Origin of the sequence: Tessaracoccus massiliensis (genome assembly GCF_000826065.2) — a bacterium.
Classification (GTDB): domain Bacteria; phylum Actinomycetota; class Actinomycetes; order Propionibacteriales; family Propionibacteriaceae; genus Arachnia; species Arachnia massiliensis_A.
Window position 1 is genome coordinate 1 of sequence record NZ_LN623542.1, and the last position, 15,841, is coordinate 15,841.

General features: G+C 68.7%; 19 protein-coding genes. 4 read left to right on the plus strand and 15 right to left on the minus strand.

The features are described 5' to 3' along the window. Positions 1–1,344: Clp protease N-terminal domain-containing protein (locus tag BN1186_RS07010; protein ID WP_040283424.1), on the minus strand; the 1,344-nt coding region annotated here is incomplete at its 3' end. 127 nt (positions 1,345–1,471) lie between these two features. Next, complete coding sequence (locus tag BN1186_RS07015) at positions 1,472–1,807, minus strand: histone-like nucleoid-structuring protein Lsr2 (protein ID WP_040283425.1); 336 nt, start codon at positions 1,805–1,807, stop codon at positions 1,472–1,474. A gap of 99 nt (positions 1,808–1,906) precedes the next feature. On the opposite strand from BN1186_RS07015, the gene BN1186_RS07020 reads away from it, so the two are divergent. Continuing rightward, positions 1,907–3,007: an NADH-quinone oxidoreductase subunit D-related protein gene (locus tag BN1186_RS07020; protein WP_074437002.1), complete on the plus strand. Its 1,101-nt coding sequence runs from the start codon at positions 1,907–1,909 to the stop codon at positions 3,005–3,007. A 19-nt stretch (positions 3,008–3,026) separates the two neighbouring features. Here the strand turns inward: BN1186_RS07020 and BN1186_RS07025 are convergent, their stop codons facing one another. The 11 genes from BN1186_RS07025 to dacB form a co-directional block, all read right to left on the minus strand. Continuing rightward, entirely contained in the window at positions 3,027–3,644 is a 618-nt protein-coding gene (locus BN1186_RS07025) for a hypothetical protein (protein WP_040283426.1), read from the minus strand. An 84-nt stretch (positions 3,645–3,728) separates the two neighbouring features. Then, a complete protein-coding gene (locus BN1186_RS07030; RefSeq protein ID WP_040283427.1) occupies positions 3,729–4,232 on the minus strand; it encodes a DUF3180 domain-containing protein in 504 nt (167 codons plus the stop codon). Continuing rightward, positions 4,229–4,792, minus strand: a complete 564-nt coding sequence (gene folK / locus BN1186_RS07035) for a 2-amino-4-hydroxy-6-hydroxymethyldihydropteridine diphosphokinase (RefSeq protein ID WP_040283428.1) — start codon at positions 4,790–4,792, stop codon at positions 4,229–4,231. The genes BN1186_RS07030 and folK overlap by 4 nt, the downstream gene beginning before the upstream one ends. Beyond that, a complete protein-coding gene (gene folB, locus BN1186_RS07040) occupies positions 4,785–5,168 on the minus strand; it encodes a dihydroneopterin aldolase (protein WP_040283429.1) in 384 nt (127 codons plus the stop codon). Before folB ends, folK begins: the two co-directional genes overlap by 8 nt. A 45-nt stretch (positions 5,169–5,213) precedes the next feature. Beyond that, complete coding sequence (gene folP / locus BN1186_RS07045; protein ID WP_246043263.1) at positions 5,214–6,014, minus strand: dihydropteroate synthase; 801 nt, start codon at positions 6,012–6,014, stop codon at positions 5,214–5,216. 4 nt (positions 6,015–6,018) lie between these two features. Then, the gene (folE, locus tag BN1186_RS07050; RefSeq protein ID WP_040283430.1) at positions 6,019–6,585 is read right to left on the minus strand and encodes a GTP cyclohydrolase I FolE; all 567 of its coding nucleotides are present in this window, start codon (positions 6,583–6,585) and stop codon (positions 6,019–6,021) included. Position 6,586: 1 nt separating this feature from the next. Further along, entirely contained in the window at positions 6,587–8,524 is a 1,938-nt protein-coding gene (gene ftsH / locus BN1186_RS07055; protein WP_082031254.1) for an ATP-dependent zinc metalloprotease FtsH, read from the minus strand. Between the two features lie 183 nt (positions 8,525–8,707). Beyond that, positions 8,708–9,259, minus strand: a complete 552-nt coding sequence (hpt, locus tag BN1186_RS07060; protein ID WP_040283432.1) for a hypoxanthine phosphoribosyltransferase — start codon at positions 9,257–9,259, stop codon at positions 8,708–8,710. 10 nt (positions 9,260–9,269) lie between these two features. Next, positions 9,270–10,349 carry a PP-loop family protein gene (locus BN1186_RS07065; RefSeq protein WP_082031152.1) on the minus strand — a complete coding sequence of 360 codons (1,080 nt, stop codon included), beginning with the start codon at positions 10,347–10,349 and terminating at the stop codon, positions 9,270–9,272. Then, a complete protein-coding gene (locus BN1186_RS07070; RefSeq protein ID WP_052459902.1) occupies positions 10,342–11,322 on the minus strand; it encodes a zinc-dependent metalloprotease in 981 nt (326 codons plus the stop codon). Before BN1186_RS07070 ends, BN1186_RS07065 begins: the two co-directional genes overlap by 8 nt. Next, entirely contained in the window at positions 11,310–12,785 is a 1,476-nt protein-coding gene (gene dacB / locus BN1186_RS07075) for a D-alanyl-D-alanine carboxypeptidase/D-alanyl-D-alanine endopeptidase (RefSeq protein ID WP_052459903.1), read from the minus strand. Before dacB ends, BN1186_RS07070 begins: the two co-directional genes overlap by 13 nt. A gap of 90 nt (positions 12,786–12,875) precedes the next feature. Between dacB and BN1186_RS07080 the strand changes: the two genes are divergently transcribed. After that, positions 12,876–13,415, plus strand: coding sequence for an inorganic diphosphatase (locus BN1186_RS07080; RefSeq protein ID WP_040283881.1), 540 nt, complete (start codon positions 12,876–12,878; stop codon positions 13,413–13,415). A 1-nt stretch (position 13,416) separates the two neighbouring features. Here BN1186_RS07080 and BN1186_RS07085 read toward each other — a convergent pair whose 3' ends face one another. Together BN1186_RS07085 and BN1186_RS07090 are read right to left on the minus strand one after the other, a co-directional pair. Further along, on the minus strand, positions 13,417–13,752 hold the full coding sequence (locus tag BN1186_RS07085; protein ID WP_040283434.1) for a fluoride efflux transporter FluC: 336 nt from the start codon (positions 13,750–13,752) through the stop codon (positions 13,417–13,419). Beyond that, positions 13,749–14,111, minus strand: coding sequence for a FluC/FEX family fluoride channel (locus BN1186_RS07090; RefSeq protein WP_040283435.1), 363 nt, complete (start codon positions 14,109–14,111; stop codon positions 13,749–13,751). Before BN1186_RS07090 ends, BN1186_RS07085 begins: the two co-directional genes overlap by 4 nt. 46 nt (positions 14,112–14,157) lie before the next feature. On the opposite strand from BN1186_RS07090, the gene BN1186_RS07095 reads away from it, so the two are divergent. Both BN1186_RS07095 and BN1186_RS07100 read left to right on the plus strand, forming a co-directional pair. Continuing rightward, positions 14,158–15,222 carry a TRM11 family SAM-dependent methyltransferase gene (locus tag BN1186_RS07095; RefSeq protein ID WP_040283436.1) on the plus strand — a complete coding sequence of 355 codons (1,065 nt, stop codon included), beginning with the start codon at positions 14,158–14,160 and terminating at the stop codon, positions 15,220–15,222. A gap of 111 nt (positions 15,223–15,333) precedes the next feature. Next, positions 15,334–15,822 carry a SixA phosphatase family protein gene (locus BN1186_RS07100; protein ID WP_040283438.1) on the plus strand — a complete coding sequence of 163 codons (489 nt, stop codon included), beginning with the start codon at positions 15,334–15,336 and terminating at the stop codon, positions 15,820–15,822. The last annotated feature ends 19 nt before the right edge of the window (positions 15,823–15,841 follow it).

Sequence of the window (15,841 nt, forward strand, 5' to 3'; positions counted from 1 at the left end):
GCGGAGGCTGCCCGCCTTCTCGAAGTCCTGCGCGTCGATGGCGGCGTCCTTCTCCATCTTGTTCGCCGCGATCTTCTCGTCGAACTCCCGCAGATCCGGCGGGGCCGTCATGCGCTGGATGCGCAGGCGGGCGCCCGCCTCGTCGATCAGGTCGATGGCCTTGTCCGGCAGGAACCGGTCCTGGATGTAGCGGTCAGCCATCGTGGCGGCGGCAGCGAGCGCCTCGTCGGTGATGGTGATGCGGTGGTGCGCCTCGTAACGGTCCCGCAGACCCTTGAGGATGTCGATGGTCATCGCGACGCTGGGCTCAGCCACCTGGATGGGCTGGAAGCGACGCTCCAACGCGGCGTCCTTCTCGATGTGCTTGCGGTACTCGTCCAGCGTGGTGGCGCCGATCGTCTGCAGCTCACCGCGGGCCAGCATGGGCTTGAGGATCGACGCCGCGTCGATCGCGCCCTCGGCCGCACCGGCACCCACGAGCGTGTGGATCTCGTCGATGAACAGCATGATGTCGCCGCGGGTCTTGATCTCCTTGAGCACCTTCTTCAGGCGCTCCTCGAAATCACCGCGGTACCGCGAGCCGGCCACGAGCGCACCGAGATCCAGCGTGTAGATCTGCTTGTCGCGCAGCGTCTCCGGCACGTCGCCGCGGACGATGGCCTGCGCCAGGCCCTCGACGACGGCGGTCTTGCCGACGCCGGGCTCACCGATCAGCACCGGGTTGTTCTTGGTGCGGCGGCTGAGCACCGTCATCACGCGCTCGATCTCGTGGACCCGGCCGATCACCGGATCCAGCTGGTTCTCGCGAGCGGCCTGTGTGAGGTTGCGGCCGAACTGGTCGAGCACCTGGGAACTGGACTTCTCCGGGCCGCCCTCGGGCGCGCCGGACATGGAGGCCTCGCGGCCCTGGTAGCCCGTGATGAGCTGCAGCACCGTGTTGCGCACGCGGCTGAGATCAGCGCCGAGCTTGATCAGCACCTGCGCCGCCACGCCCTCGCCCTCGCGGATGAGGCCCAGCAGGATGTGCTCGGTGCCGATGTAGTTGTGGTTCATCTGCAGCGCCTCGCGCAGCGAGAGCTCGAGCACCTTCTTCGCGCGCGGCGTGAAGGGGATGTGCCCGGTGGGCACCTGCTGCCCCTGGCCGATGATCTCCTCGACCTGTTCGCGCACCGCCTCCAATGCGATACCCAGCGACTCGAGCGCCTTCGCGGCAACGCCCTCGCCCTCATGAATGAGGCCAAGCAGGATGTGCTCCGTGCCGATGAAGTTGTGGTTGAGCAGTTTCGCCTCATCCTGCGCCAGCACGATCACGCGGCGGGCTCGGTCTGTGAACCGTTCGAACATGTAACTTCTTCCCTTCCCGTCGCCCCGCGACGAGCACAGGGGACTGATTCCCCAAGCTTACTAACGGTTGGGGAGGAACAAAGGTCTCAGCACTTCTCCCGCGGCGAACACCGCCGGGCGAGCAGGCTCAGTTGGCCGCCTCGTAGGCAGCGACGATGTCTGCGGCGATGCGGCCACGGTCTGAGACCTTGTAGCCGTTGGCCCGCGCCCACGTGCGGATCTCGGTGTTGTTGGTGCGCTTGGCGGCGCCACGTCCGGCGGTGCTGCGGCTGGTGCTGCTGCGGCGGCGACCCACGCGCTCAGCCTTGGCGATGTAGGGCTCCAGGAGGGCGCGGAACTTCGCCTCGTTCTCCGGGCTCAGATCGATGGTGTAGGCGTCCCCTCCTATTGAGAACTCCACCGGCTTTGCCCCCTCCGTGCCGTCGAGATCGTCGGTGTGGACCACCTGGACAATTCGGGCCATGAAAAATCTCCTCAATTGATGCGCGCTATAAAAGCTAGGATCGCTAAGAACAGTAGCGCCACCACGGATCAATTGACAGAGGAACTCATTGTGGATTCCATGCGAATCGCCATTGGCGGATTGACGTTCCCGGGCCACGACGCCATGAGCCTCGGCCCCCGTCACCCCACCAGCGCCGGGCTGATCTCGCTGGCACTGGATTCCGACGCGGGCAGTGTCGTGCGCGCCGAGGTGACTAGCGGTTACGGCCACCGGGGGGCAGAGAAGCTGTTCGAGGTCCGCGACTACCGCTCCATGATCATGCTGGGCGACCGACACGATTGGCTCTCGGCCTTCGGTGGGGAATTGTCCCTGACGCTCACGCTCGAGAATTCCATGCGGTTGGCCACTCCCCCTCGCGCGGCCATTCTGCGCACGTTGTTGGCCGAAATGGCCCGTATTCACTCGCATCTATCCTTCCTCAGCTATCTGGCCCCTGAGGGCGAACTCCATGCCCGCTTGTGGAGCGGCGTCGAGGCGATCCGTGGGCGATTCCTGGCCTGGACCGGCAACCGCGTCCATCCCATGCTCAACCGGGTGGGCGGGCTCGCCACTGACGCACCCGAGGGCTGGCTCGATACTCTCGATGATCTGCTCGACGACATCGCCCGGCTCTCCGCGGACCTGCGGGCGGTTCTCGACCGGACCGACCGCTTCTCCGGCCTCGCGGTGCTGGACGAGGAGGCCTGCCTGGGCTACGGCTTGACGGGGCCGGTGGCCCGGGCCGCAGGCTTCGATCCTGACCGACGCGCTGATGGCTACCTGGCCTACGGGGAGCTGTTCAGGCCGGTCCACGTGCGTACCTCGGGAGACGCCGAGGCCCGCCTGGGCGTGCTGATCGACGAGGTGGGCACCTCCGTCGACATGATCCGGGTGACCGTCTCCCTGGCGGCGCAGACGACGGGTGAGGTCAATATCAAGCTCTCGCGTCGGTTGCGGGTGCCAGAGGGTGAGCACAGCACGGATGTCGAGGCCCCATGGGGCATCGCGTCGTGCCTGATGACGTCCCGCGGCAATCCCACCCCGTGGCGCGTGGCGCTGCGCACGCCGTCGTTCGCCAACGTCTCCGCCCTGGGGAAGGCCCTGGAGGGCGTCTCAACGCAACAGATCCCCGATGTGGTGGCCTCGTTGGGCTACACGATCGGGGATCTGGACAAGTAACGGGGCACGCCCCACCCGGTCAGGCGCGCTGGCGGAGATCCGGGAGGATGTCGAGGTTGAGCTTGGCGAGGTCCACCATTGTGGGGTGCTCGTCCTCGGCCCAGATCTCGTCGATGCTGGGGCGCAGCGCGCGCTCGGGCAGGTCGACGATGTTGGCGGTGTCCTCGGCGCGGCCGGCCTCAAGCTCGGCGATGCGCTTCTCGAGGGCGTCGATGCGGGCCTGCCGCTCAGCGACCTCCGCACGCAGCCACGCGCTGTTGCCGCGCATGGAGCTGAGCTCGGACTTGGCGGCACCCAGCTGGCTGCGCAGCTTGGCGATGACGGCCTTGAGGTTCTCCGCGCGGGCGTTGTAGCGCTCGATCATCGCGACGGATTCCTCGTGGTGACGTTCGGCCTGCACCGAGCGGAGCTCAACCTCGTGGTGGAGTTCCTCGGCGTGCGCCACGCGTTCGGCGCGCAGCTGGCGGACCACCACGTAGAAGGCGGCGAAGGCCATGAGGATTGCCACGACGACGCCGGCGCGGACCAGCCAGATGTTGCCGGCGAGGGATGCCAGCGACACGACGGTGCCGACGGCGAGAATAGTGAGCGCGATAGTGCGTTCGGAGGACTTGTGAGCAGCGCGACGACCAGCCATGGCGCCATTGTAGGTTCACCTCGGCGAGGACCCGCGTATTGAAACGGGCATGTTGCGACGTTTTTTCCGCTCCTCGACCCCTGATCAGGCGGGGGTGGGCTTCGCCCCGTTGGGCGGTTCGTCGTCCTCGTCGTCGCTGCGCACCATGCACGCCCGCTCCAGCAACGCGCCTGCTCCGGCCAGCAGCAGGGCTGCGACGACGGTGGCGCCGCCCTGGATCACGCGCGCCGACGGCAGCGGCGCGTCGAACTGCGAAATGTAGCGCATCACGTAGACGATGTGGCCGCCCGCGAACAGCGCGCCGGTCATGATCATCGACTTGCCCACGGCCAGGGCTGCGACCGCCTCCTGCGCGTCGACCCGCTTCTCCTCGACCCGCTTGGGCAGCGCCCGGCTGTAGAGGGCCACAGCGATGGCGAGGATGACCAGCAGGATGGGCACGGACCATGGCACGACCGGCGGGAAGGAGCCGGCCGCCTCGAAGCTGAGGATCAGCAGCCCGGCCACGATGGCACCCGACAGGACGGAGACGACGGCCTGCCGCGGCGTGGTCAGGCCCAGTTTGGGCCTGGGCTCATGGGTGCTCAAAAGCCAGTGTTGGCCTGGATGGTGATGTCGTCGCGGCGCGTCAGCACGCTCTCGTCGACATCGTCGAGCAGTTCGGCCACCGGGCCGTGGCCGGCGATCTCGGCATTCGGGTCGATGTCGTGCCACGGCACCAGCACGAACGCGCGCTCATGGGCACGGGGGTGCGGCAGTTCGATGTCGTCCTCGGAGATGCGCTTGCCCACCATGATGATGTCGATGTCCAGCGTGCGCGGGCCGTTGCGGACCTCGCGGGTGCGTCCGAAGTTCTCCTCAATGGCGAGGCAGCGGTCCAGGATGGTCAGCGGCTCGAGCGTGGACTCGGCGACCACCACCATGTTGAGGAAGTCGCCCTGATCCGGGCCCTCCCCCACCAGGGCGCTCTGGTACACCGGCGACACGTCGACCAGGATGAGATCCGGGGTCTCAGCGAGCAGGTCGACCGCTTCTTGGAGGATGGCGGCCGAGTCCCCGACGTTCGAACCCAGGCTGAGGACCACCTTGGCGATGGGGCGCAGATTGCCCAGTGTGTCGACGTCGATATCGAAGGGCCCGTTAGACATGTCTACTCCTGCTGATCGTGACGGATACATCCGCAAAGGTCTGGCTGAGGGGCGCACGGGGCTTGTGCACCGTGACCGTGACGCGCCCCACTTTGCCATGAGCGAGGCACCTGTTCGCAACCTCACCGGCAACCGTCTCGATCAAATTGCGCGGTTCCCCCGTGATCACGGCCTCAACCTCACCGGCGATCTCCGCGTAGCTCACGGTGTTCGACAGATCATCGGACTCGGTGTCGAGGTCGAGTTCCAGCACCACGTCCACGACGAACGGCTGCCCCTCGCGGCGTTCCTCGGGGAAGACGCCGTGATAGCCCGTGGCCGTCAGGCCCGTCAGCGTGATGCGGTCGATGGTGAGCTCCTTTGCCTCAGGCAGCACTCTAGCGAACCTCGCCATTGGGCCACTGTCCGGGGAGTCTTCGGATCAGAAGGGGCTTTCCAGCGCGAGCCGGCGGGCCACGGCGATAGCGTCGGACTGTCCGGCCACGTCGTGGGTGCGCACCGCCCACACACCCACCTGAGCCGCCCAGAACGAGACCGCGGCCGTGGCGCCGTCGCGCCCCAGCGGTTCGCGACCGCCCAACAACTCGCCCAGGAACGCCTTGCGGGAGGCGCCGACGAGGACGCGGTGCCCCAGCTTCTGGAACTGCGCGAGGTGCCGCAGCAGCGTCCAGTTGTGGTCCCACGTCTTGGAGAAGCCGAGGCCCGGGTCGAGGATGATGCGCTCACGGGCGATGCCCGCGTCGATGGCCTTGTCGCGCTGGGCGATGAGTTCGTGGCTCACGTCGAACACCACGTCGTCGTAGCTGGCGGTGTCCTGGAAGCGCTCGGAGTGGTCGCGCCAGTGCATCAGCACGAAATCCGCGCCGGACCGGGCAACCACGCCCAACATGTCGGGATCCGCCTGGCCGCCGGAGACGTCGTTGATGATGCGCGCCCCCGCGTCGAGGGCAGCCGAGGCGACCTCGGCGCGCATGGTGTCGACCGACACCGCGATGCCGTCTCCCGCCAACGCATGCACGATGGGGATCACACGCTCCAGTTCCTCCGCCACGCCGACGCGGGCTGAGCCCGGCCTGGTGGATTCGCCACCGACGTCGATGATGGAGGCGCCGGCCGCGAGCATCCCGCGGGCGTGGCCGATCGCCGCCTCCGTGTCCAGGTAGGCCCCGCCGTCGGAGAAGGAATCAGGCGTCACGTTGAGGATGCCCATCACCAGCGTCATCAGCTCACCTTCCGAGGATCAGGCTCATCGCCTCCGCGCGGGTGGCGGGGTCGCGCAGCAATCCCCGGACGGCGGAGGTCACGGTGCGCGAACCAGGCTTCCGGACACCGCGCATGGTCATGCACTGGTGCTCGGCCTCGATCACGACGATGACGCCGCGGGCGTCGAGGTGCTCCACGAGAGCCTCGGCGATCTGGGTGGTGAGCCGCTCCTGCACCTGCAGGCGGCGCCCGTACATCTCCACGAGGCGGGCGATCTTCGACAGCCCCGTCACCCTGCCGTCGCCGGAGGGGATGTAGCCGACGTGCGCAACCCCGGTGAACGGCAGCAGGTGGTGCTCGCACATGCTGACCAGCTCGATGTCCTTGACCAGCACCATCTCGTCGTGCGAGATATCGAAGGTGGTGCCCAGCACGTCGTGCACATCTGCGCAGTACCCGGCGAGCAACTCCGTGTAGGAGCGGGCCACCCGCTCCGGGGTGTCCTTCAACCCGTCGCGGTCGGGGTCTTCGCCGACGGCGGCCAGCAGTTCCCGGACGGCGGCCGCAACGCGCGGCTGGTCGATGGCCATGTCAGTGGCTCGGCGGGGCCGTCGGCGGGCCCCACGGGGAGGGCCCGGTCTCGGGGAGGGCCTTGGTGGTGGGCTGCTCCGGCAGCGGCTCCGGCGCGGGGGGCACCTCCACTGGCGGCTCGTCGGACGGGATGCGCAGATCCGAACCGGTCCAGGCGGGGCGCTTCCCACGGCGGCGCAGGGGCTTGAACACCTCGTCGACCTCGTGGCGGTTGAGCGTCTCCTTCGCGAAGAGTTGGCGCACCAGCTCGTCGAGCACGTCGCGGTTCTCCACGAGGACGTCGAAGGCCTCCTGGTGCGCGGTGTGGATGAGCTTGGCCACTTCCTCGTCGACGATGGCGGCCATGCTCTGCGAGAACTCCGTGGAGGAATCCGTGCCCCGCATGCCCATGAAGGGTTCGGAATCTCCGCCGCCGAGCTTGACGGAGCCGACGCGCTCACTCATGCCGTACTGCATGACCATGGCGCGGGCCACCTTGGTGGCCTTCTCGATGTCGTTGGCGGCGCCCGTGGTGGGGTCGTGGAACACGAGCTCCTCAGCCGCGCGGCCACCCATCATGTAGGCCATCTGGTCGAGCAGTTCGCCGCGGGTGCGGGAGTACTTGTCCTCGTCCGGCATCACCATGGTGTAGCCCAGGGCCCGGCCACGCGGAAGGATGGTGACCTTCTGCACCGGGTCGTTGCCGGGCATGGCGGCCGCGACGAGTGCGTGCCCGCCCTCGTGGTAGGCGGTGATGAGCCGCTCCCTGTCATCCATGAGGCGGGTGCGCTTCTGCGGGCCGGCGATGACGCGGTCGATGGCCTCGTCCAGCATGGGCTGGCGGATCATGTCCTGGTTCATGCGGGCGGCGAGCAGCGCGGCCTCGTTGAGGACGTTGGCCAGATCCGCGCCGGAGAAGCCCGGGGTGCGGCGGGCGATGGCCACCAGGTCGACGTCGCTGGCCAGCGGCTTGCCGTTGGCGTGCACCTGCAGGATCTTGGCGCGACCGTCCGCATCCGGCGCGTCGACGCCGATCTGGCGGTCGAAGCGACCCGGGCGCAGCAGCGCCGGGTCCAGCACATCCGGGCGGTTGGTGGCGGCGATGAGGATCACGCCGCCGCGCACGTCGAAGCCGTCCATCTCGACCAGCAACTGGTTGAGGGTCTGTTCGCGCTCGTCGTGCCCGCCGCCCATGCCGGCACCACGATGGCGGCCGACAGCGTCGATCTCGTCGATGAAGATGATGGCTGGCGCGTTCTCCTTGGCCTGCGTGAACAGGTCACGCACGCGGGAGGCACCCACGCCGACGAACATCTCCACGAAATCCGAGCCGGAGATGGAGAAGAACGGCACGTTCGCCTCGCCCGCGACGGCGCGGGCCAGCAGCGTCTTACCGGTGCCGGGCGGCCCATAGAGCAGCACGCCCTTGGGGATCTTGGCGCCCAGCTTCTGGAACTTGGCGGGCTCTGCGAGGAATTCCTTGATCTCTTCAAGTTCCTCGACGGCCTCATCCGCGCCGGCGACGTCTCCGAACGTGGTCTTGGGGGTGTCCTTGGACACCAGCTTGGCCTTGGACTTGCCGAAGGACAGCGGGCCGCCGGCACCGCCGCCGGACATGGAGCGCATCAGCCAGAAGAAGATCAGGATGATGATCAGGAAAGGCAGGCCCGTGTAGAGGAACATCTGCAGGAACCCGGGCGTTGGGTTCCGGCTGGTCCAGTTGTCGAGGGTGCCGTCCTGCTGGCGCTGTTCCAGCAGCGGCGTGACCGCGTCGACCTGGTTGGCCACCCACTGCGACTGGGTCTTCTTACCCGTGTGATCCGTGATCTGGATCTGCTGTTCGCCGTCGACGAGGATGACTTCCTGCAGCTTCGTGTCGCTGGCCAGGAGCTTCATCGACTCCGAGGTGGGCACCGTCTCGTAGCCGGTCACGGAACTGATCAGCTGCATGCCGAGCATGAGGAACACGATGCTGATCAGAATCCAGGCGAACGGACTCTTGAAGAATCTCTGCAACTTAACTTCAGCTCTCTGGCGACGACTTCGGACGCGCACACGGCAACGCACCGACACATTACCAGCGAGCGCAAGACTCGCCCCCGTCGAGCGTCAGCTTGCCCAGCGGGCACCGGGCGAGGGCTGTCAGGAGTAGACGTGCGGGGCGAGGGTGCCGACGTCGCGGAGGTTGCGGTACCTCCCGGCGTAGTCGAGGCCGTAACCCACCACGAACTCATTGGGGATCTCGAAGCCCACGTACTTCACCGGCACCTCCATCTGGGCCGCGTCGGGCTTACGGAACATCGTCATGATCTCGAGGCTCACGGGCTTGCGGGAGGCCAGGTTGCTCATGAGGTAGCTCAGCGTCAGGCCCGTGTCGATGATGTCCTCGACGACGATGACGTCGCGACCCTCGAGGTCCACGTTGAGGTCCTTCAGGATCCGCACGACGCCGGAGGACTGCGTGCCGGCGCCGTAGCTGGACACCGCCATCCAATCCATCTCCACGTGGCTGCGCATGGCGCGCTGCAGGTCGCTCATCACCATGACGGCGCCGTTGAGGACACCCACCATGAGGACGTCGCGCCCCGCGTAGTCTTCGTCGATCTGGTGGGCGATCTCGGCCACGCGGGCCTGGATCTCGTCGTTGGTGTAGAGGACCTTCTCGAGGTCACCGGAAACGTCTGCAGCATCCACGGAGCCGAGCCTAGCGCAGGAGCCGCAGCGTTCCTGCCTCGCGCAGCACGCGGGCCCCCGGCACCGCGATGGGGCCCTGGCCCCGCCAGGCGGTCAGCAGTGTGTCGACCGCCAGGACGTGCCGGTACTCCACCTCCGGCGCGGCCCCGCCCAGCCAGCGGTGCAGCACCCGCCAGCGCAGCGCGTCGGGCAGCGCAGCGAGATCTTCGACGGGGAGGTCGCCGTCGGCGGGGAGGGCCTCGGTGGCCAGGCGGTCCAGCAGATCTGCATCGGCCCGGGCGAGCTGCGCGGTGCGGGCCAGCGCCGGGGCGAGGTCGCGGCCCAGGGTGGAGGTGAGGGAGGCCAACTGCTGGCGGATGGCGACCCGCGCGAAGCGTGGGTCCTCGTTCATGGGGTCCTGCCAGGGGATGACGCCCCAGTCGCGGCAGGCGGCCTCCGTATCGGTGCGCCGCAGCCCGAGCAGCGGGCGGAGGAGCGTCCTTCGATACACGCTCGTTCGTTCCTCACGAGCGCACTCAGGACCCGGCGGCCACTCCCCCAGGCTCGCACTCTCAGGAGCGGAAGGTTCCGGGTCCCGAGTGCCTCGCGAGCAGCCGGGCCCAATCCCAGCGGCGCTGACCTCGCGAGGTGTATCGAGGGACGTCACAGGCCGCATCCCAGCGAGCGAGCGGGTGCCCGAGCCCCGCAGCATCCCCAGCAGGACGGTCTCGGCCTGGTCGTCGAGGGTGTGGCCCAGCAGCACCGGAACCTCGTAGGACGTGAGCGCGGCGAGCCTGGCATCGCGGGCGGCTGCCTCCAGCCCGCCGTCGGACGGCTCGACGGCGACGCGGACCGTCTCAGCCGTCAAGCCCCGTTCGGTGAGCGTGTCGACGACGCGAGCGGCGACCTCGTCGGAACCGGGCTGCAAACCGTGGTCCACGACGACGACGCGCATCTCACTCCCCCGCTTGCCGCCCGCCCAGTGCGCCCCGAGCGCCAGAGCCAGCGAATCCGCACCTCCCGAACAGCCCACCACGCAGCGTTCCGGCAGCACGGCTGCCACGGCCTGCGCCACGCGGAGCGCTGCCGCGCCCAACTCGCGCCTAGCCAAGGCGTGCCACCCACAGCGCCGGGTCCGCGATCTCTTCGGGTGTCGGCAGGTTGGCGGGCTCCTCGAAGGCGCGCTTGAGGAAGTTGCGGTACTTGATCCGCTGGATGCGCATGCAGAACTCCAGCCCGTCGCGGTACTGGGCGTTCTTGTCGAACGACGTCGACAGCCTCGCCAGCAGTCCCTGGCTCTTCGGGCGCGCGAACGCCCGCCTCATGCTCGGGATGGTGGGGGCATGACGGCGGCCGGCGTAGTCGGAGGTGTAGTCCGCGTGGCCTTCGAGGAACGTCATGGCGGCGCTGAGTTCGCGCAGCGCCTCGTCTGCCCTCGGCGAGGTGAACAACGCCCCGACGTCACGGGTGCGGGCCCAGCCGAGCAGCCCGTCGGCGAGCGAGACGTCGTCGCCCAGGATGATCCGTAGGCGTGCGGCGAGGTGGTCGCGCAGCCACGGGGCGAGCCGGAACTGCAGGGCATGGGTCTGCTCATGCAGCGCCACCCACATCCGGAAATCTGCCGGTTTGAAGCCGTGGAGCCGCTCGTAGGCGACGATCGAGGGGGCCACCAGATAGAGGGCGTCCGAGCCGGTGAAGGCGTCGTACTGCCCCAGCAGCCTCCGGCTCACCGTCCTCACGCCGGCACCGACGAGTGCCCCGTTGCGCTTCGCGGTCAGGGCGGCGCCCAGGCCTGCGCGGGGCGGGGTGAGGCTGAGTTCGGCGACGGCGCCGTCGGCCATCTCCCGGACCCCCCGGGCCCAGCCGTCCCAATCGACCACGCGGATGCTCGTGGCGCCCACCGCCTTCATGCCGAGGTGCCTGGCCGCGATCTCGCCGGCCCGGCGGGCGGTGACGCGCAGATCCGCCACGAGGCGGGTGAGTTCGTGGGCCGTGAGATCCGGCAGGTCGTCGGGGCGCAGCGCCGCGACCCGGTGGGCAAGGCGCCAGTCGATGCTGGGAGCGCGTTCCATCAGCAGCCGCACGAGGTGACGGTGCCGGTGGCCTGGTCCAGCCACACGCGGGCGGCCCAGCCGTCGGGCGCGCCGTTGATCATGAACGCGTAGGCGAGCTGCCGGCCGTCTGCGGTGAGGGTGGTGCCGCCGAGCGTGGCGACGAGGGACAGCGAGCCGGTCTTGGCGCGCGCGACGCCCCGTGCCGGGGCGGAGACGGCGTCTCCGAAGCGCTCGGCGAGAGTGCCGGTGACGCCGGCGATGGGCAGGCCGTCGAGGATGACCGACAGCCGCTCATCTGCGGCGAGCGTGGCGTTGGCCCTGGCCAGCATGTTCGGCGTGAACAGGTTGGAGCGCGCCAGGCCGGAGGCGTCGTGCAGCACGGTGCCCTCGTCCCAGATCTTCAGGGCCGTCAGCTGCTCCTGGATGGCCGCCACGGAGCCGGCGAACGTGGTGGGGTGCCCCGTCTTGGCGGCGAGCTGGAAGCCCATCACCTCGGTGAACGAGTTGTTGGAGCGCTGCATGAACTGCTCGACGAGCACGTGCAACGGCAGCGACTCGACGCGCGTCACCTCCTCAGCTTCGCCCGAGCCGGGGGCGGCGACCGGGGGCCCGGTAACCTCGATGCCCAGCGCCGTGAGCTGCGCCGCGAACGTGGTGGCGGCAGCCAGGGCGGGCGTCTCGCTCCTGGGCCCGCCAGTGGGGCCGCGGCCCTCGTCGATCCAGAGCGCGGAGATGGTGGTGACCTGGTCGCGGTAGTTGGGCGGCCAGTTCTCATTCCAGCCGGGGCCGGTGAAGTGGGACTCGTCGTAGCCGAGCGTCACGGAGGTGACGCCCGCCGCGCGCAGCGCCTCGACGGTGCGCTTGGCCAACTCCTCCGTCGTGGCCGGCACGGGGTAGGTGTCGGAGACCGACGGGATGCTGCGGAGCATGGGGTCTCCGCCGCCCACCAGGACCAGTTGACCCGGGGCGGGCTGCACCACGCGGGTGGCGAATCGTTCCGTGCCGTCGAAGGCGCTCATCACGGCGAGCGCGGTGAGGGTCTTGGTGTTCGACGCCGGGATCAGCGGGTTCTTCTCGTTGGCGGCCGCGACCACCTCACCGGAGGCCACGTCGATGACCTCGTAGGCGATCGTCACGGGCGGGCCGTCGTCAGCAGGGACGAGTTTGGAGGTGTCGAGAGCTGAGAGGCGGGCCTCCAGCGCCGCCCTGTCCGGCAGGGGGCCTGCGCTCGGGAGCTCCGCCGGGCCCACCAGGCCGGTGCCCGCGGGCGCCTGAGCCTTCTCGGTGGGTTCAGGGGCCGTCGGAGTGGGCGACGGCGCGAACAGGGTGGGCGCCACCGTCGACGGCGCACCGTCGCGTGTCAGGCCCGCTGCGGCCAGCGCTTCACGGTGGAAAACCGCGATCAGAAAACCGCTCGCCAGGAGCACGCCGACGAAAAGCCAGGTGATCACCCACTCCGCGACGCGTCCACGGCTCCGCACACCAACCTCCATAGGGGTATCCTGCAGGGGACCCGCAACGATGCGCGGGGCTTAGACACCAACTATAGGAGTGCCCAAGTGAGCGAAGAAGCGCCTGCTGGTCTGAGGCCGATCGACCCTGGCCGCCGAATCCTTTTTGACGTCACGGTGGAGATCCCTAAGGGCACCAAGAACAAGTACGAGATGGACCACAACACCGGCCGGCTACGGCTGGACCGCGTGCTGTTCACCTCGACGCAGTACCCCTACGACTACGGCTTCGTGGAGGGCACCCTCGGCCTCGACGGTGACCCGCTGGACGCCATGGTGATCGGCGCTGATCCCACCTTCCCCGGCTGCCTCATCGAGTGCTACGCCGTGGCCATGTTCCGGATGACCGACGAGATGGGCGGCGACGACAAGGTGCTGTGCGTGGCCACGGCTGACACACGCCGCGCCCACATCACGGACTTGGAATCGGTCCCGGAACACATGCTGCTGGAGATCGAGCACTTCTTCTCCGTGTACAAGGACCTGGAACCCGGCAAGTCCGTCGAGGGCGCCACCTGGACCGGACGCGGTGAGGCCGAGGACGAGGTGCAGGCCTCCTTCGAGCGCGCCAAGGGCACGCCCTACGAGCACCACCACGTCAACCTGGCGTAGCTCACCCCACTGACACACCGAGCCAGGCTGCCGCAAGGCAGCCGGCCACGGTGATGGCCGAGTAGCAGATGGCGAACCAGACACGCCCGCGGCCCAGTTCGCGGGCGGCCTGCCAGCATGCCGAGGAGAACGTGGTGAACGCGCCGCAGAAGCCTGCGCCCACCACGGCCAGCCCTCTTCCCTCCAAAGTGGCGGAGGTCAGCCCCAGGATGAACGAGCCGGCCCAGTTGACGGCGAGCGTGGCCTTCCAGGGCTCCCAGCGGCGCGCGACATACGCATCCACCCCTGCCCGCGCGACGGCGCCGAGGCCGCCAGCCAGGCAGATCAACCAGATCATCGCGTGTCGCCGCCCATGATCTTCCAGCCCGCAAGGTGACCCAACCCTGCGATGATCACGCCGAAGAAGGTCTCCATGATGGCCACCAGCACCCCCGCGAGGGACAGTGACTGGAGCGCCAGCGTGGACCAACTGGTGAACGCCGCAACGCCTCCGACGGCGAGGAACAGCCGCGCGAGCGTGATGCGGGGGCCGTAGATCCCGGAGATCAGGCCCAGTAGGAGGCAGCCCACCAGGTTGATCGCCGCCAGCACGATCACCTCGTGGCCGGTGAGGCTGAGCAGCGCGACGCGCAGCGCCGTGCCCAGAGCCCCGCCGACGAAGATCACGCCTGCCTTCACCCACCACTTCTCGCTCATCGCGGCCTAAGCTACCCGCCTGCCGCGGTGTGGGAAACTTGGCGCTATGCCTCGATACCTGATGCTGCGCACCCCGTCGGCCAACCGCGTCTATGCCGGGGAGTCCGGCCCGCTGACCGCCGCCGAGTTGGAGATCACCGCACCCTTCGCCACAGGCATCGCGGAGGAGGAACTGGCCGGGGTCGGCTACCTGTCGTTCGAGGCCCCCGAGCTGAACGACGCGCAGCTTGCCACCGTGGCGCGCCAGTCGGCCGCCTTCGCCCTGTTCGAGGACCGGTCCCCGAGCGGCACCGGCGAGGAACGACCCAACTCCGACGAAGGTTCGCGCAAGCGTGCAGACCACCTGCTGCGCCCCGTCGCCCTCCCACGCCCGTTCACGTTGGACGACGACCTGGTCTCCATCCCGAAGTACCCGGGCAAGACCAACGAACAGTTCACCCAACTCCTCGTCGGTGTCACGCTGGCGGCCATCACCCGCGAACCCACCGGGCCACGGCAGATCCTCGACCCGCTCGCCGGACGCGGCACCACCCTCTCGACAGCACTGCTGCTCGGGCACGACGCATTCGGCGTGGAGGGCGACGCGAAGGCATTCGAGCAGATGGCGTCGTTCTACAAGACGTATCTGCGGCGCAAGCGGATCAAGCACGCCGCCGACGTGCGGCCCGTGCGCCGCGACGGCAAGTCCGTGGGCAGGCGTTTCGATGCGGAGATCACCACCGACGAGGGCAGGCGCACGGTCAGCGCGTTCACCGGCGACACCCGCGACTCCGCCGCACTGTTTGGAAAGAAGCGCTTCGACGCCGTCGTCGCGGACGCCCCCTACGGCGTGGCCCACGGCTCCACCACGGATGTGCGCGGCGTCTCCGGGAAACGCGACCGCTCCCCCGCCGGCCTGCTGAAGGAGGCCATCCCGGTGTGGGCGGGCCAGTTGATGCACGGCGGCGCGCTGGGCCTGTCGTGGAACACGTTCGGCCTGTCCCGCGAGGACCTGGCCGGGCGCCTGGACAAGGCCGGGCTCGTCGTGCAGCAGGGCGGCGCCTGGGAGCGGTTCGCGCACCGCGTCGACTCCTCCATCAAGCGCGACCTCATCGTCGCCGTCAAACCCTGACCGCTCCTCCGCCCCGCCCTGCCACCCGCGCTCACATCTGGGTTTGGGGCCGTCCACCACACTGAATCCAGATGTGGCGCGACGACGGCGAGCTGAGGCTAGTCTCGGAGCATGCGACGACTCGTGCTGATGCGCCACGCCAAGACCGAATCGAACAACGCGGGCGGTGACAAGGCCCGCGAACTGACGCCGCGCGGCGTCCAGGACGCGCAGGAGGCGGGCGTCGAGCTGCGGGAGTTGGGCATCGACCACGCGCTGGTCTCGACGGCGCAGCGCACCCGTCAGACGTTCGCGGCGCTGGGCCTCGACGTGCCGGCCGAGTTCCAGGATGCGTTGTACTACGACGGCACCGACACCATGATCCAGCGCATCTCGGAGATGACCGACGACGTGGAGGCCCTGCTCGTGATCGGGCACGCGCCCACGATCCCCAGCCTCGTGGCCCAACTTGCTTACGCCAGCAACAGCTCGGCGGCAGACGAGGCGCAGTGCCACTTCCCCACCGCCACCTATTCCGCCTTCACCGTGCCCGGCGGCTGGGCGGATCTGGCCGACGGCGACTTCAGCCAGGTGCGACTCGACAGCATCGCGCGTCCTTAACGCCGCCGCAACAACCGCG

Bases quoted from the DNA above. Each gene is read 5' to 3' on its own strand.
- BN1186_RS07015 (WP_040283425.1), bottom strand. From the start codon at position 1,807: ATGGCCCGAATTGTCCAGGTGGTCCACACCGACGATCTCGACGGCACG.
- BN1186_RS07020 (WP_074437002.1), top strand. From the start codon at position 1,907: ATGCGAATCGCCATTGGCGGATTGACGTTCCCGGGCCACGACGCCATG.
- BN1186_RS07025 (WP_040283426.1), bottom strand. From the start codon at position 3,644: ATGGCTGGTCGTCGCGCTGCTCACAAGTCCTCCGAACGCACTATCGCG.
- folK (WP_040283428.1), bottom strand. From the start codon at position 4,792: ATGTCTAACGGGCCCTTCGATATCGACGTCGACACACTGGGCAATCTG.
- folP (WP_246043263.1), bottom strand. From the start codon at position 6,014: ATGACGCTGGTGATGGGCATCCTCAACGTGACGCCTGATTCCTTCTCC.
- folE (WP_040283430.1), bottom strand. From the start codon at position 6,585: ATGGCCATCGACCAGCCGCGCGTTGCGGCCGCCGTCCGGGAACTGCTG.
- ftsH (WP_082031254.1), bottom strand. From the start codon at position 8,524: ATGCTCGGCATGCAGCTGATCAGTTCCGTGACCGGCTACGAGACGGTG.
- dacB (WP_052459903.1), bottom strand. From the start codon at position 12,785: ATGGAGGTTGGTGTGCGGAGCCGTGGACGCGTCGCGGAGTGGGTGATC.
- BN1186_RS07085 (WP_040283434.1), bottom strand. From the start codon at position 13,752: ATGATCTGGTTGATCTGCCTGGCTGGCGGCCTCGGCGCCGTCGCGCGG.
- BN1186_RS07090 (WP_040283435.1), bottom strand. From the start codon at position 14,111: ATGAGCGAGAAGTGGTGGGTGAAGGCAGGCGTGATCTTCGTCGGCGGG.
- BN1186_RS07095 (WP_040283436.1), top strand. From the start codon at position 14,158: ATGCCTCGATACCTGATGCTGCGCACCCCGTCGGCCAACCGCGTCTAT.
- BN1186_RS07100 (WP_040283438.1), top strand. From the start codon at position 15,334: ATGCGACGACTCGTGCTGATGCGCCACGCCAAGACCGAATCGAACAAC.